The organism is Clostridium uliginosum (assembly GCF_900112485.1).
Classification (GTDB): domain Bacteria; phylum Bacillota; class Clostridia; order Clostridiales; family Clostridiaceae; genus Clostridium; species Clostridium uliginosum.
The window spans coordinates 15,450-31,024 of the sequence record NZ_FOMG01000035.1 but is presented as its reverse complement, the minus strand read 5'-3'; the positions used below and the strand labels follow the sequence as shown (position 1 = coordinate 31,024).

13 protein-coding genes are annotated in these 15,575 nt (G+C 26.8%); 4 read left to right on the top strand and 9 right to left on the bottom strand.

Annotated elements, in window-relative coordinates; translation table 11 throughout:
* Positions 1-245: 245 nt before the first annotated feature.
* Entirely contained in the window at positions 246-899 is a 654-nt protein-coding gene (locus BM027_RS16165; protein ID WP_090094143.1) for an HAD hydrolase-like protein, read from the bottom strand.
* A gap of 191 nt (positions 900-1,090) precedes the next feature.
* Between BM027_RS16165 and BM027_RS16160 the strand changes: the two genes are divergently transcribed.
* Positions 1,091-2,038 (top strand): ribonuclease Z, encoded by a 948-nt coding sequence (locus BM027_RS16160; protein ID WP_090094140.1) that lies wholly within the window; start codon positions 1,091-1,093, stop codon positions 2,036-2,038.
* A gap of 55 nt (positions 2,039-2,093) precedes the next feature.
* Here BM027_RS16160 and BM027_RS16155 read toward each other — a convergent pair whose 3' ends face one another.
* The gene (locus BM027_RS16155) at positions 2,094-2,912 is read right to left on the bottom strand and encodes an EcsC family protein (RefSeq protein WP_090094137.1); all 819 of its coding nucleotides are present in this window, start codon (positions 2,910-2,912) and stop codon (positions 2,094-2,096) included.
* Positions 2,913-3,212: 300 nt separating this feature from the next.
* On the opposite strand from BM027_RS16155, the gene BM027_RS16150 reads away from it, so the two are divergent.
* A complete protein-coding gene (locus BM027_RS16150) occupies positions 3,213-4,016 on the top strand; it encodes an SDR family NAD(P)-dependent oxidoreductase (RefSeq protein WP_090094134.1) in 804 nt (267 codons plus the stop codon).
* A gap of 269 nt (positions 4,017-4,285) precedes the next feature.
* Positions 4,286-5,887, top strand: coding sequence for a Na/Pi cotransporter family protein (locus BM027_RS16145; RefSeq protein ID WP_090094130.1), 1,602 nt, complete (start codon positions 4,286-4,288; stop codon positions 5,885-5,887).
* Between the two features lie 114 nt (positions 5,888-6,001).
* Here the strand turns inward: BM027_RS16145 and BM027_RS16140 are convergent, their stop codons facing one another.
* The 3 genes from BM027_RS16140 to BM027_RS16130 all read right to left on the bottom strand — a co-directional run bounded on the left by BM027_RS16140 (position 6,002) and on the right by BM027_RS16130 (position 9,206).
* The gene (locus BM027_RS16140; protein ID WP_090094127.1) at positions 6,002-6,496 is read right to left on the bottom strand and encodes a hypothetical protein; all 495 of its coding nucleotides are present in this window, start codon (positions 6,494-6,496) and stop codon (positions 6,002-6,004) included.
* A 369-nt stretch (positions 6,497-6,865) separates the two neighbouring features.
* Positions 6,866-7,486 (bottom strand): uridine kinase, encoded by a 621-nt coding sequence (gene udk / locus BM027_RS16135; protein ID WP_090094124.1) that lies wholly within the window; start codon positions 7,484-7,486, stop codon positions 6,866-6,868.
* Between the two features lie 688 nt (positions 7,487-8,174).
* Positions 8,175-9,206 (bottom strand): hypothetical protein, encoded by a 1,032-nt coding sequence (locus BM027_RS16130; protein WP_090094122.1) that lies wholly within the window; start codon positions 9,204-9,206, stop codon positions 8,175-8,177.
* A 658-nt stretch (positions 9,207-9,864) separates the two neighbouring features.
* Here BM027_RS16130 and BM027_RS16125 point away from each other — a divergent pair.
* Positions 9,865-10,347, top strand: coding sequence for a CarD family transcriptional regulator (locus tag BM027_RS16125; RefSeq protein ID WP_090094119.1), 483 nt, complete (start codon positions 9,865-9,867; stop codon positions 10,345-10,347).
* 317 nt (positions 10,348-10,664) lie between these two features.
* On the opposite strand, the gene BM027_RS16120 is transcribed toward BM027_RS16125, so the two are convergent.
* The 4 genes from BM027_RS16120 to BM027_RS16105 all read right to left on the bottom strand — a co-directional run bounded on the left by BM027_RS16120 (position 10,665) and on the right by BM027_RS16105 (position 15,562).
* Positions 10,665-10,820, bottom strand: a complete 156-nt coding sequence (locus tag BM027_RS16120) for a zinc-ribbon domain-containing protein (RefSeq protein ID WP_090094117.1) — start codon at positions 10,818-10,820, stop codon at positions 10,665-10,667.
* 373 nt (positions 10,821-11,193) lie between these two features.
* On the bottom strand, positions 11,194-12,792 hold the full coding sequence (locus BM027_RS16115) for a cell shape-determining protein (protein WP_090094115.1): 1,599 nt from the start codon (positions 12,790-12,792) through the stop codon (positions 11,194-11,196).
* A gap of 449 nt (positions 12,793-13,241) precedes the next feature.
* On the bottom strand, positions 13,242-13,517 hold the full coding sequence (locus BM027_RS16110; RefSeq protein WP_090094110.1) for a hypothetical protein: 276 nt from the start codon (positions 13,515-13,517) through the stop codon (positions 13,242-13,244).
* 575 nt (positions 13,518-14,092) lie between these two features.
* Complete coding sequence (locus tag BM027_RS16105; protein WP_090094108.1) at positions 14,093-15,562, bottom strand: glutamate synthase subunit beta; 1,470 nt, start codon at positions 15,560-15,562, stop codon at positions 14,093-14,095.
* Positions 15,563-15,575: the final 13 nt, after the last annotated feature.

The following is a 15,575-nucleotide window of genomic DNA, read 5'->3' as shown; positions in this document are numbered from 1 at the left end:
CCCATTTCTTTAATAATATATGTTAGCTTGTATTTTACAATTTTTGAGTAATTAATCATTAGTGATGCCTCCTTAAATTTTTATATATTTAAGGGGCTACGCCGCATTTTTCTATATATTTGTCAAGTGTTAATTGAAAAAAAAGCAAGGTATATTTTTATACCTTACTTTTTTTGAACAATATCAATGTCATTTTGTTAACTAAATGACATTGAGCAACTGACTTGTTATTTTTTGAATGTGCCTTATATAAGTTGATCCAATAACTCATCTAAATTTTTAACAATATAATCTGCACCAGCATTACTTAATTCTTCATAATCCCCATAACCGTATAATACGCCAATAGAATCAATTCCAAATTGCTTGGCTCCAATTATATCATGTTGTCTATCACCTATCATAACAACTTTTGACAAATCAGTAATGTTATTTTGTGATAAAACATATTCAATGACTTCACTCTTTTTAGAACGTGTCTCATCCATATTGCTTCCACCTACGAATGAAAAATATTTTTTTAAATTAAAATGACTCAGTATTTTTTCAGCAAAAAAGCTTGGCTTTGATGTTGCCATCATAAGTATTTTTCCTTCATCTATTAATGCCTGCAAAAAATTTTCCATTCCATCATATACTATATTTTCATAAAGTCCTTTGTGTGCAAAACGTTCTCTAAACTTTGAAATTGCTTCAATTGTTTGTTCTTCATTAAAATTATAATACCCACTAAATGTATCTTTAAGTGGAGGTCCTATAAATTTACTTAATGTATTAATATCATCAACAATAATATCAAAATGTTTTAATGCATATTGTATTGATTTTGTTATTCCAACCATAGGATCTGTAATTGTTCCATCTAAATCCATTAAAATATATGTATAATTTTTCTTCAAAACTTAATCCCCCCCAGAATATAATTATAACATTTATTTTAACCTTAGGCACATACAAGAAAATAATAGACCAAAGATGCATTGTATGTAGATTAAATATATAATTATATTACATTACTTAATAACACATAATAAGTAATGCACTAATAAGGTACATTCAATAAAATTATAAAGACAGGAGAAAAAGTATTGTGATTGATTTATGTATTTTAGGAACAATTGGTGGTATGCCAGTGATAAATAAATTTATGTCTTCTACTATTATAAATGTTAATGGGCGAAAAATTTTGATTGATTGTGGTGAAGGTACTCAACTTGCTATGAGAAAAATTGGTTGGGGTTTTAAATCCTTAGATATGATATGTATAACTCATTCACATGGAGATCATACTGTTGGACTTCCAGGTCTTTTAGCGACAATTGGTAATTCAGGAAGAACAGAAAAGCTCACCATAATTGGGCCAAATGGTATAAGTGAAATTGTTAAAGGACTTAATGTTATAAACCCTTATCTTCCTTATGAATTAGAAATTATTGAAAACACAAATAATACATTGAGATTCATGACTACTAATACCAAAATGTCTTTATGTAATGAGAGCGAAAGAAGCAATTTACATTTATCATGTATGGAACTTGATCATTCTGCTAAATGTTTAGGATATAGTTTTTATTTTAAAAGGCTCCCTAAATTTTCTGTAGAAAAAGCAACTCAAAATAAGGTTCCTAAAATTTTATGGAATAAACTTCAAAATAAAGAATCATTAGAATATGAAGAGAAAAAGTATTTTCCTTCTATGGTTCTTTCTGATGAACGAAAGGGAATTAAGCTTTCTTATATAACTGATACTAGACCTATTAAAGATATTAAAGAATTTATAAAATATAGCGATTTATTTATATGTGAAGGTACTTATGGTAGTAATGAAGATATGGAAAAAGCTATAAAAAATAAGCATATGACATTTAGTGAAGCAGCACTGCTAGCTAAAGAGGGGGTTTGCCATGAATTAATCTTAACACATTTTAGTCCTGCATTAGAAAATCCAGAGAGCTTTTCTAATAATGCAACTAATATTTTTAAAAATTCACTAGTTGCTAGTGATGGGTTAATTAAGACTTTAAATTATTCTGATTAATATTAAACTATATCAAAATTAAAATGCATTTTAATTTTGATATAGTTGATTACTTTTAATACTTATCTTTATACTTTTTTAAAAATCTTTTCTTGTATTTAATACTTGCTATCTTACTTACATCTCGTATTAATTTATAATTGTCAATACCACCATACGCACCAATTATTGCTATTCCTTGTATGACTTTTGATCCTATCATACTTTGTGATAAATTTTCTGATGTTAGTTTTATCATTTCATTAAAATCTATCTTGTTTCCATTACAAGTATCAATATTATAACCTATTTTATCTGTTTCCTCAGAATACTTAGCCTTTTCTTTTCCTTTTGTCACAACAGTATTTATTATGTTTAAAATAAATATTTTCTCTTCTTCTGATTTATATTCAAATCCATAGTGTAGACAAATTTCATATATTGTCTTTAATATCATTCCTATAAAAACAGGTATGTCTGGCATTCCTATTCCTAGTATCCCCAGAAATGCGCCTTCTGCTGTAGAAATACTTTTATTTATAAGATTACTCTTTTGTACTTGTTTATCTATTTTTTTAAAATTCTTATTACTTATATCCTTTGATAATATATATTGATTTATATCATATTCATTTCTTAAATTCTCTGAATTATAACTTTTTTCTATTATCATTGTTCCCTTTTCAAATACACCATAAAACCCTTTTTCAAAAGCTTTTTGAAACATAATTATGATTTTATCTGGAATTCTTTCCTCTATTTTTTTGTATATTGGTGCGATCTTATTGTTTATATATGTATTTTCCTTTTTATTTAAAATTTTATTTTCTTGCTTCATTAATATCTTTACTTGCTTTTCTATTATCTTTTTATTTTTAGATGCCTTGTCTCTCACTTGATTCAATCCCTTACTCTATAATTCTTAGAACAATATATAACATTTATATCTTTTAGTGTAACATACAAAAAATAACTTAGAAACAGGTTTGTTTTTTCTTTCATCTGCCTTATGTATATTTTTTCATCTCATTTTTTTCTTATTATTATGAAATACTATTTATATATGACACTAACTATATAAAATCAAATGTAAAATAATTAGATTTTAAGATATTTAGTTTAATAAAAAAGTGGATGACTAAGAAAGGGAAAGTATACTGAAATTTATTATATGTTCATTATACAAGGTGACTTTATGAAAAATATATTAATAACTGGATGCTCTTCAGGTCTTGGAAGAGAAGCTGCTATAGCTTTAGCAAATAGAGGACATTTTGTTTATGCTACTACTCATACAAAAGAACAAGCTAATAAGCTAAATATATTAAATAGAAAATGGCATTTACCATTATATAGCTTTAAACTTGATGTAACATCACAAAATGATAGAAAAAAAGTAGATATTATTAATATTGATGTTTTAATAAATAATGCTGCCATTGGCGATTCTGGCTCTGTATGTGAAATTGATGTAAATAAATATAGAAGTGTATTTGAAACTAATGTATTCTGTACAATTGAATTAACTCAAAGAGTTTTAAATAATATGATTAATAAAAAAGAAGGAAGAATAATATTTTTATCATCTTTATCTGGTAAATCTCCTATTCCATTTTTATCTCCTTATTGTGCAACTAAATTTGCTCTTGAAGCTATTGGTGAATCTTTAAATAAAGAACTTCAAGTACTTAAAGATATACATATACCTGTTATTTTAATTGAACCCGGTGCCTATGCTACTGGATTTAACGAAAAGAACATTAGTAAACAGTTTCCTTTAATGCATATTAAATCTTATTTTAAAAACTATGTAAAAAAACTGCAATTAAAGCAATATGCATATTTTAAGCTTATTGAATCAACAAATATTAATTCCATCATAAAAGAATATATTGAAGCTGTAGAAGATGAAAATCCTAAAGAAAGATATTTAGCACCCTCTATTCAATCTAAATACATTAAACTTAAAATCACATTATCAAAATTAATATATAGTTAAAAGAAGGTTAGTAATACCTTTATAACTACACCTAAAACTAATATTAAAGAATCAGACTACAAATACAAATATAAATAAAAAATTCTCTTGATATTAATTAAATTAATCATCCACTAAAATAAGCTAAATAAAAAGATATATCAGCGGTTTTTTTGTTAAAATTAGGTTAAATATCTCCATTTTGTTAATAAAAAGTTGTAAAAAGTTATAATATGTAGGTGAATATTAAATTTATATTAATAATTTTACTTTGAAGGAGAGAGAGATATTTGGAAAGTATAAACATGTTCATTAAACTGTTTGGAGGACTCGGTTTATTTCTTTTTGGTATGAAACTAATGGGAGATGGACTGGAAAATGCTGCTGGTGAAAAGCTTAAAAGTATTTTAGAAAAAGTTACTAGTAATAAATACATGGGCGTCATAGTAGGGGCTATAGTCACTGCAGTTATCCAAAGTTCTAGTGCAACTACAGTAATGGTAGTTAGTTTTGTTAATGCAGGACTTATGACATTGATGCAAGCCGCTGGAGTAATAATGGGTGCTAATATAGGAACTACAATAACAGCACAATTAGTTGCTTTTAAATTAGATAACATCGCTCCTTTATTTATAGGTATTGGTGCAATTACTTTATTAGTAGTTAAGAAGAAAAAGAGTAGAGATGTAGCCTCAATAGCCTTAGGGTTTGGTATATTATTTATGGGAATGAGCGTTATGTCAGAGGCGATGAGTCCGCTAGCAAAGTCAGAAGCCTTTGGTCAATTGATAGCAGTAATAGGAGAAAATAGATTTTTAGGAGTTTTAGCAGGACTTGTGATGACTGCAATAGTACAAAGTTCCTCAGCAACTACTGGAATCTTAGTAGCACTTGCAAATACTGGAACAATAAACATGAATATTGCATTACCTGTTATATTAGGATGTAATATAGGAACTTGTGTTACAGCACTTTTAGCTTCAGCTGGAGCAAATAGGACTGCAAAAAAAGCAGCTTTAGTTCATTTATTCTTTAATGTTATAGGTGTAGTAATATTTATACCCTTTATGACTCCACTAGTTTCATTCATAGAAAAGACAAACCCTACCGATATAGCTAGACAAGTAGCAAATGCACATACAGTATTTAATGTGACAGTTACAATATTATTGTTACCTTTAGCAAAATATCTTGTATCATTAGTAAATAAGATTTTACCTGGAGATGCTGTCATTGAAACAGATGGAGCAATGTATTTAGATAAAAATTTATTAGACACTCCAAGTGTAGCTATAGGACAAGTCTTCAAAGAAACTGTAAGAATGGGCAATGTTGCAAAAAAGAACATAGAATTAGCAATGAAGGCTTTTTTAGAAGAAGATGAGGAAGCTATAAAGCAAGTATATAGTCATGAAAGAATTATTAATACTCTAGAAAGAGAAATAACAGATTATTTAGTTTTATTATCTGGTTATGAATTGCCAGATAAAGATAGTAAAATATTAAGTGTTACTTTTCATGTTATAAATGATATTGAAAGAGTTGGTGATCATGCTAAAAATATAGTTGAACTAGCAGCTGAAAAAATAAATAACAACATAAATATAGGAAAAGAAGCCAGTGATGAACTTATTAGTATGTACAAAAATACAATTCAAGCTCTTACTCTCGCACTAGATTGTTATGAAAAAAATGATTCAAAGAATGCAAAAAACATAAGAGCAATTGAAGCTAAAATAGATAAATATGAAAAAACTTTTAGAGAAAGTAATATAAGAAGATTAAATCAAAAACAATGTTCAGCTAATTCAAGCACAATATTCTTAGATTTAATAAGTAACTTGGAGAGAATTGGAGATCATTCTACAAATATTGCTGAAACAGTTATTTAAAGTACATAATACTCTTAATTATAAAAACAATAAAAAATAGGTAGGGAATAGTTTTGTTTTTTACAAATCTATATCCTACCTTTATTTTTATCTAATTGATTTAATTAATATTTTCTACTCTTTTGGTGTAACATCTGTGTTAGTATCTTCATTATGCCATTTTCCACTTTGGCTTACCCAACCATCCTTACTAGAATAGTGACCACCTATTTTTATTCCTGCTGCTTCTCCTTCTGATGTTTTTATTGATATTCCTGCTAGTGCTCCTGTTGTTGCTCCTGTTTCATGCGAATAAGCAACACCTGTTGATGTTGCTGTAGATATATTTACTGATTTTCCAGTTGATGAGCTTATTGCTAAACCTGTTGCTGTCTTTGTTGATAATCCATCTATACCAGAATTGGCATCTGCATCTGCCATTACCCCTATTGTCACTTTTTCTCCTGATAGCAATGGTATGGTTATAGACTTTTCTCTAGGTCTATCAGCTAATTTTTCTATTAAGCTTGTAGGTCTAACTTTTGCTGATGCTCCTACTGATGGTATTAAGCACATTGTTGTTAGTGCAGCAACTATTAAGAGTGTTGATTTTATTGTTTTTTTATTCATTATGTCCCCCCAATTTTAACCAATTAATATCGGTCATTTTATTATTATATGCTCCTACACAGTGAATAGTTCTATATTCTTAACAAAATTGTGTGCCTAAAACTAATTTATATAAAAAGGTTAGAATTTCAAACTAATTATAGTCTTAAATTCTAACCTTATTCTAATTATATATTTTTAGTATTTAATTAAGGCACATTCAAAAAAATAACAAGTCAATTTACCAGCCTATTTTCCATCATGCTACGTCGGCAAATTGACCTAATAGACCCGCTATGAGGGCAATTCGTCTCCTTGCCTGATGAAAAATATCCATGGCAACTTTGGACTTGTTATTTATTTTCATGTGCCTAATTATGTACTACTAATTTAGTTTGCATTAATAAAACTACGTATTCTTTCCAATAACATATTAAGTGCTACAGTGTTAAATCCGCCTTCTGGAATTATAATATCTGCTCTTCTTTTACTTGGATCAACAAATTCCTCATGCATTGGTTTAACTGTGCTAAGATATTGATTTATAACGGACTCAATATCTCTTCCTCTCTCTTGTACATCCCTTAATAATCTTCTTATAATTCTCACATCTGAATCTGTGTCTACAAAAACTTTAATATCCATCAAATCACATAATTCTTTATTTTCAAAAATTAATATTCCTTCAACAATAATTACCTTTGATGGTTTAATCATAACAGTTTCATTAGTTCTAGTGTGTTCTACAAAAGAATAAACTGGATGATTAATTACTTGTCCTGCCTTTAATTTTTTAAGATGCTCTATTAAAAGATCTGTTTCAAAAGAGTTAGGATGATCATAATTAAGTTTTTTACGTTCTTCTAAAGAAATCCTGTCATTGGGTTTATAGTAATAATCATGTGAAAGAATCATTACATCATTATTGAATGCTTCTTTTATGTTAAGTGATAATGTAGTTTTTCCAGAACCTGTTCCTCCCGCTATACCTATTACCATTATATCTTTCATAATATAATTTCCTCCATATCATTTATGTTAAACTTTACTTTACTTAATATATAACTATTTTTAGCTACACATCTTAAGGTTAACTACTCTAATCTCTACATTAAGCAATCCCCTGCAAAGTAAATTTTTTTACTTATATCATAATATCATAGCTATTCTTATTTATCCATATGAACTTCTTTATTAAATGTAATAAAGAAGTTCATATGGATAAATTTGTGTATATTAACCTAAAAAGGAGTTGTCTCATAATACAAATCATTTACTGATATGATGTATATTCAAAAAAGAAATAGAAATAACATTTGTGGAAGAAGCATTGAAAAATAAGCTTAGAGTTTCTTCATTTGAAGTTGTTCCATAAATGATTGTCCTAATGTATATTAGGAGCAATCTTTTATGGGTACAACTTTAAATGTTAGAAACTTTTAGGCATATTCAACAAAATAACAAGTCAGTATGCTAGTCTATTTTGTTTCATACGCCTTAGCGAAATTTTTCTAGTCTTCTTTAATAAATGTTATTTCTATTTCTTTGTTATTATTTCACTGGGTAATTCTGAGACAACCCCTTTTAACTTTAGGCTCTGTTTTAATATAGTGTTGATGTTGTTACATTTTTTAGTAATTCAAATGTATAAACTTAATTAGAACATATATATTATAAAATAATATACTTTCTAAAATTATTAAAGAATAGATGACTTTTTATAAAAATAAACAGTTAACTTATTGTTATCTTTTGAAATAACAGCCTTATCTTTTTTAGTAATTGTTTCTATACCATCTATATCATCAAAAAATTCTACAACTTTTTTAATTTTTTTAATTCCATCAGATTTTTTTTCTTCTTTTCTATACAATATAGCTAAATTGTTAAGTGGATTTTCCTCAAATGATGATCTATAATTTATTGTTCTATTATTTACTTTATCACTTTTCATACTGTACTTTAATCCTTCATTCTTTTCATTACCCAAATCATTACTTTCATCTATTCTTTCTTCTTTATTAAGATTATTTTGTTCATAATCCCTTGTTTTCAAATAATATGATATATCTTCAACTTCAAGATTATTTAACTCTTTTTCTGTCCTCTTTCCTGTATTCTTAAATTTATTAAAAACATTTATTAATTCTTTATATTCTTTAGCATCCTCACTATAGTTATTTCTAAATTTTTCTATTAAAAAGTTTATTTTTTCCTCATCATATAAATTCATAAACGATAAGTCTGTTCCTACTTGTTTTACTATTGTATATATCTTTTTATATTTAATTAGTTTAAATGCTCTTATGCTAAAATAAATTGCAAAAATAATACACATAAATGATACTATTAAATTTTTACTTAATATTATTGAAAGAGGTATATATATCCAAAAATTCTTTCTTGCATTCCTATACTTGTTTATTCCTTTATTTAAATCTTTATCATATGATAATATTTTTTTTATTATATTTTTTTTATTTTTAACCTTTATTCTTCTTTCTATTTTTGAAATTTTAAATTCTTTAATATTTATTTTTTTCTTTTTAAATATCCATAATTGCTTTTGGTGTTTTATTACTCCATTCTCCCCATATACCATTATCCCCTTCTTATTTATAGAAATATGACCTTCTTTGAATTTAGTAATAATAGTAATTCCACTGTCACTAGTTAATTTTATTTTTGTATTTTTACCAAGCTTTAAAGTTTTTTTATACTTAAGCCCCATCTTCTTAACCACCTTTTCCATTATATTGTGATAAAGTGTCTTTAATCATTTACTACTATATCTATGCTTTTCAATTTTATAGCCATAATTTATTTGTATATAAATGTAATTATTTTCCTTTATTTTACATCACATAATAATGTTAATCAAGGCTTTCTTCTTTCTTAGTTATATTTATGCTTTTTTCTGCATCTTTTTTTATTTTTAAAGTATTTTTATAAAAAATACTTTACTTCAATTTACTGTTAAAAGAATTTATCTATAAGTGTTTATTAAAAAAAGCAAATAAAACGAAATATTATTTCGCATTTATTTGCTATAAGTAATTTAAATATTAATAATTAAATTACTATATATACTAATTATTAGAAAAATTTACTTTAGTCATCTAAAAAAGAACATTCCAATATACTATGTCTATTTTGTGCTAGACGAGGAAATATTGCTGACTAATAGTAGTAATTATCAGCATATTACATAAACAAAGGATGAATCAAACTAGATTACAATGTTAGAAATAAAAGATTTCTAATTTTTTTTATTTTTATATAAAATTTATTGACAGGCCTATATAAAATATGATATCATTAAAAATTTGATAAAAAATGAAAATTGTGTTATACTATATAAGATATCAAAATATATGGAGGTGCATTTTTTGTTTAAAGCTGGTGATAGAGTTGTTTACCCAATGCAAGGAATAGGAATAGTTCAAAACATTGAAGAAAAAATTTTTTCTGGTCAAAAAAAACAGTATTGCATAATAAAAATGCTAAAAAACAATATGGAAATAATGATTCCAACAGATAGAGTCTTAACTTCAAATTTACGTATGATTAGTGATACATCTACATTAGAAAACATATTAGCTAATGTTCATGACAAATCAAGCTCAGAAGATGAAGAGATTACTTCTAAGCAAAGATATCAACTAAATATGGATAAGATTAAATCTGGTTCTTTACAAGACAGTGCTGAAGTAGTTTATGATTTAACACTTATTAATAAACAAAAAGCGTTAAATTCTAGTGAAAAGCAAATGTTAAACACTGCACGTAAATTTCTAATTGATGAAATAACTCTTATTAAAGACATTACTGAAAGTGAAGCTAATGCTTTTTTAAAAGCTACTATTAATTAGACTGATATGAACTTTAATTTTAAATAGTTCTTACCAAAAGCCACATATATAATTTATGTGGCTTTTGGTATTTTCAAAACAAAATTATAGTATTTATATGTATATTAAAATAATCATTAATGCATTGGAACTAATTGAAAATCAAAATTACATTTTATATTTATTTTTTTAATTTCGAATTGCACTTTTTTCAACTATTTTTATTTTACTTTTCCACTAGTAAGTCTAAGATATTTGAATATGCATAAATATCTTAATTTTATATATCAAAAAAAGCTATAAGAATAAATTCTCATAGCTTAAATTTCAACGTAAAACTATCTTCTGTTGTTTTGTTGCTTTCTAGCTCTTCTACAATCAGCACATCTTACTGGTTCATTTTCGAATCCTTTTTCTTTGTAGAATTCTTGTTCTCCAACTGTAAATACAAATTCGTTTCCACAATCTTTACATACTAATGTTTTATCTTCCATTCTAATTCCTCCAAATTCAAAGACTTAGTTAACTAACACTTTCTCAAAGGAGAAATTTTAATGTAATTAAATCTTCATCTTATTTTTTTGTTCACTTTCGAACTACTTTAGTATATCATGTATCAAATTAAAATGCAAGTTATAAAATAAACATTTATTAAAATAACTTTAGGCACATGAAAGAAAATAACAAGTCAAAGATGCGACGTATATTTTATCTTAAGATAAGTTCAACTAAATTCCACCTGAAAAGTTTCACTTTATGCCAAACAAAGAGGTAATATTAGTTCATAGTAGGCTATGGACTAATATTATCGATGCAGTATGACACAAAATAGACTAGCTAACTTACTTGTTATTTTTTTGAAGTGCCTTAACTATTCTTTTTTAATGACAAATCCTCGAATGAATTTGTAATTATATATCTGTTATCTCCAACCTTAATAAATTTAATTGAGACATTATCTCCTATACTTGCTAACGCTACCTCTCTAGATGTTTCAGTGGAAACCGAAAAAATATTATCTATATTTTTTAACTTAATATCATAAATACTTGTACCTTCTTTAACCACAACACCAATTCTTTCAATTTCACCATTTATCTTCTCTTCATTATTTCCTCCCTCTAAAGAAATATTAGTATTAGTTAATCCCTCTAAGTATTTATTCAGAGTAGATTGAAGACTATCACCAACCCCTACAGTATTAAAGTTTTTAACATTAACCATTGCATATTGTTTAACTAATCCATTTGAATCTTTTAAGGTCATAAAATACGTTGGTTCATTTTGAACATTTATTAAATATGGAAATGTAGCTTGATATCCATATTGTTGTACTTTACCTTGTGCTGATTTCATACTTGCTTCTTCTGTTGCTCCAGCAGTCTTATACAACTTAGTTTCTCCATTTCTTGTATTAGTTAAAGTAAATCCTACTAAGCTCTCATCACTACCTACTGATGTTATTCCTGTGCAATAGTAACAAATATCATTATTATATATTACATTCATACCTGGAGTTGATTTCAATTTATCTTTATCACTAAAATTTAGAATTCCATGTACTAGATCTCCCCATTTATCAATATATCTTCTAACATAATTTGCAGGTTGTATTCTGTCTACCCAATGAGGTAAATTATTAATATCATAAACTTTGGATTCCCCCGTTTGTGCATCCATTATTAATGCACCTATCGCTTTGGACTCTGCAATACCTACTGCATTGTCATATCTTGTTACAACCCAATATGGTCTTCCTGTATCATCTAATTCAAATGTAAAATCTGTATGTCCTGCTTTCATATCTCTAAGAAATGCAGCTCTTTTTAAATTACTTAATAAGTAAGATGAGTCTAAATATTTAATTTTAAGCTCTTTTCCATCAAGTTCTGTGATTAATTGAACATCATTTTGATTTGTTGCACTTACTTTTATATATCCTACTGTACCCTCTTTATTTGTAAACCACTTAAATAATGATGAATGCTCTAATGGTGCTACATAATATAACTCTCCATTTATACTTTGTAAATCTAACGATCCAACATATACTTGACTACCTAGACTTGAAATTTCACCTAATTTTTTATCTGCAAGTTTTCCTGCCAACTCTTTATCTATAGTTGGCAATTGATTCAAATCAATATATTCTATTTGACTTGAAAATTCCACTTCACTTATGTTTCCAATTAAATTTCTGTGTGAATTATAACTTACTATCGGACTACATATTATAGCTAATGCAATATATGCTAAAGCTACACCTCCACCAGTTACAATAAATTTTCTATTTCTCGTTAAAACTCCATATACTACTGAGCATAATACAAATATTACAACTATTAAACTTGCATTTAAGCTTAAATCAAAAATTAAATTACTAGCTAATAGTAGTACAATTCCTATACACAGATATGCTGCTATTAATAACTTTAAAAATGTTATTATGCTACCCTTAATTTTCATATCACATCTCCATTCCAACTGTTTATTACAGTTAATATTATATTATAGTAAGTTTTTTAATACCATATTAGTTATGTTTATTTTTAAACAGAAAATTAAATTACACCTAACACAGATAAAAAATATATAAGTTCCAATAAAGTTTGTTCATTAATATAAATTTTAGAACACTTATAAATACTATGATTTAACTACTATAGTGAGGAACTTATATAGAAAACTTATGATATATATGCTTCTAACTAGATATTGTTAATTAAAGATATAATTTTCTATGAAAATTATATAAAAGATTATACATGTATTAACTTAATTAGGACATATATAAAAAGATCTCAAAAAATATTTTGAGACCTCTTTAGGTATCTGAAAAAAATAACTAGTCAATATTCTAATTTCTTCTTAATATAATCATATTTTTATAAGTCTTCCCATTGACATCAAGAAAACTATTTTTTATCTACTTCTTCATATTCAACATCAATTATTTCACCAATATCTTCGTCTTCGTCTTCGTCTTCGTTTGATTTATATGTAGTATATTCATTATTTTTAACTTGTGAGGTTTTTGTATATGCTTTATCTTTATTAAAAAATGCTATTACTTTTATTAATAAATAAGCAATTACTCCAAATAATAAAATATATGGAAATAAAAATAATATTAGAGCTATTATACATACTCCTCCAATGAAATATACTATTTTTTCAAAATTTCCTCTCATATTTATAATATACTCCTTTGCAACTTTTAATTTCTTTTTTATATTATACATTAAATTTGGAACTAATGCAATAAGAGATATTTGATATGTTATTAAGAGGTTAATTAAACCATATTATTTGTAATTTTAGGTAAAATAATTTCTAATCCTAATACGATAAAAGAGATTATTATGTATTCTTTAACATCCTACAAGTTTTCATCATTACTTTTAAAATAACAATTAAATATTTATTAAGAGTTCTACAAAGCAAATTCCAATGCCAGTTCGCCTTTATATTAAAATATCAACATTATTTTAAAACATAGCTAATATTTTAAATCGTAAAATTTCTATTGTATATAATATTATACCTTTAAAAACTTGCTAAGCTTACATATACTAATGTTTAATTTTTTAGCCCACTGAAAAATATGTAACAATATCAACACAATTTTAAAACAGCGCCAATAATATTTATGTATCACTATTAAATAAAATTAAAAAAACAGTCTTACCTTAAAATATTAAGGTAAGACTGCTAAAATTTTTATTATATCCAATTTAGAAATATGAAACTAAACTCTGCTTTACCCTTATTTTCTTAAAAAATTATTTACTTCCATACCCACCTTTAGACCTTCACTAATAGCTGTAACTACTAATGACTGTCCAAGTCTTGCATCTCCTGTTACAAATACTTTAGGAACATTAGTCTTGAAATTTCCAAATTCGGATGTTATATTACCTCTTCCATCAAATTCAACTCCAAAAGCATCTTTAAGATAACTTTGTGACCCTGTGAATCCCATTGCAAGCAATACAATTTCTGCCTTCCAATTCTTTTCTGACCCATTAACTGGAACTGGTGACATTCTTCCATTATTATCTTTCTTCCATTTAACATTTACCGTATCAACACTTTCAAGATTTCCATCTTTATCACTGTTTAGAGCTATAACTGTTGTCAAATACTCTCTCGGATCCTTTCCATATATGGTTTTAAATTCTTCTTGTCCATAATCTACCTTAAGAATTTTAGGCCACTCTGGCCATGGATTCTTTTCTGATCTTTCTGTTGCAGGTTCTCCCATTATTTCAAATTGAACTAATGATGTGCAACCATGACGAAGTGATGTTCCAACACAATCTGTTCCTGTGTCTCCCCCACCTATTACAATTACATTTTTATCTTTTGCAGAAATATAATTATCATCTTCATGATTTGAATCTAATAAACTTTTAGTATTTGCTTTTAAGAAATCTACTGCAAAATATATTCCATTAATATTTCTTCCTTTTGCTTGTAAATCTCTTGGCTCCGATGCTCCAGTTGCAAGAATTACTGCATCATAATTGTCTATTATATCTTGAGCATCATAATTATCACCAACATTTGCATTAGTTATAAATTTAATGCCTTCTTCTGCCATAAGTTTAACTCTTCTTAATATAATTTCTTTATCAAGTTTCATATTAGGAATTCCATACATTAATAATCCACCTGGTCTATCACTTCTTTCAAATACTGTAACTTTATGACCACATTTATTTAATGTGTTTGCCGCCGAAAGTCCTGCTGGACCAGAACCAATTACTGCAACTTTTTTTCCAGTTCTCTTAAGTGGAGGATTTGCCTCTACTTTTCCATTTTCATATGCAGTGTCAATTATAGCTCTTTCATTTTCCTTTATAGTAACTGATGGACCATTTAATCCTGCTGTGCATCCAGCTTCGCAAGGTGCTGGACAAACTCTTCCTGTAAATTCTGGAAACGGATTAGTTTTAATTAATCTTTCATAAGCTAAATCCCATTTTCCTTTATAAACTAAATCATTCCACTCAGGTATTAGATTGTGCAAAGGACAACCTGATACCATTCCTGAAAACAACACTCCTGATTGACAAAACGGAACTCCACAGTCCATACATCTTGCTCCTTGAACACATTGTTTATCCAAAGAAAGTCTTGTATGAAATTCTTTATAATCTTTTAATCTTTCTTTTGGTTCTCTATTTTTACCTTCTTCTCTATCATAATCTAAAAATCCAGTTGGTTTACCCATGTTTTCTTGCACT

Bases quoted from the DNA above. Each gene is read 5' to 3' on its own strand.
- BM027_RS16150 (WP_090094134.1), top strand. From the start codon at position 3,213: ATGAAAAATATATTAATAACTGGATGCTCTTCAGGTCTTGGAAGAGAA.
- BM027_RS16140 (WP_090094127.1), bottom strand. From the start codon at position 6,496: ATGAATAAAAAAACAATAAAATCAACACTCTTAATAGTTGCTGCACTA.
- udk (WP_090094124.1), bottom strand. From the start codon at position 7,486: ATGAAAGATATAATGGTAATAGGTATAGCGGGAGGAACAGGTTCTGGA.
- BM027_RS16130 (WP_090094122.1), bottom strand. From the start codon at position 9,206: ATGGGGCTTAAGTATAAAAAAACTTTAAAGCTTGGTAAAAATACAAAA.
- BM027_RS16120 (WP_090094117.1), bottom strand. From the start codon at position 10,820: ATGGAAGATAAAACATTAGTATGTAAAGATTGTGGAAACGAATTTGTA.
- BM027_RS16115 (WP_090094115.1), bottom strand. From the start codon at position 12,792: ATGAAAATTAAGGGTAGCATAATAACATTTTTAAAGTTATTAATAGCA.
- BM027_RS16110 (WP_090094110.1), bottom strand. From the start codon at position 13,517: ATGAGAGGAAATTTTGAAAAAATAGTATATTTCATTGGAGGAGTATGT.
- BM027_RS16105 (WP_090094108.1), bottom strand. From the start codon at position 15,562: ATGGGTAAACCAACTGGATTTTTAGATTATGATAGAGAAGAAGGTAAA.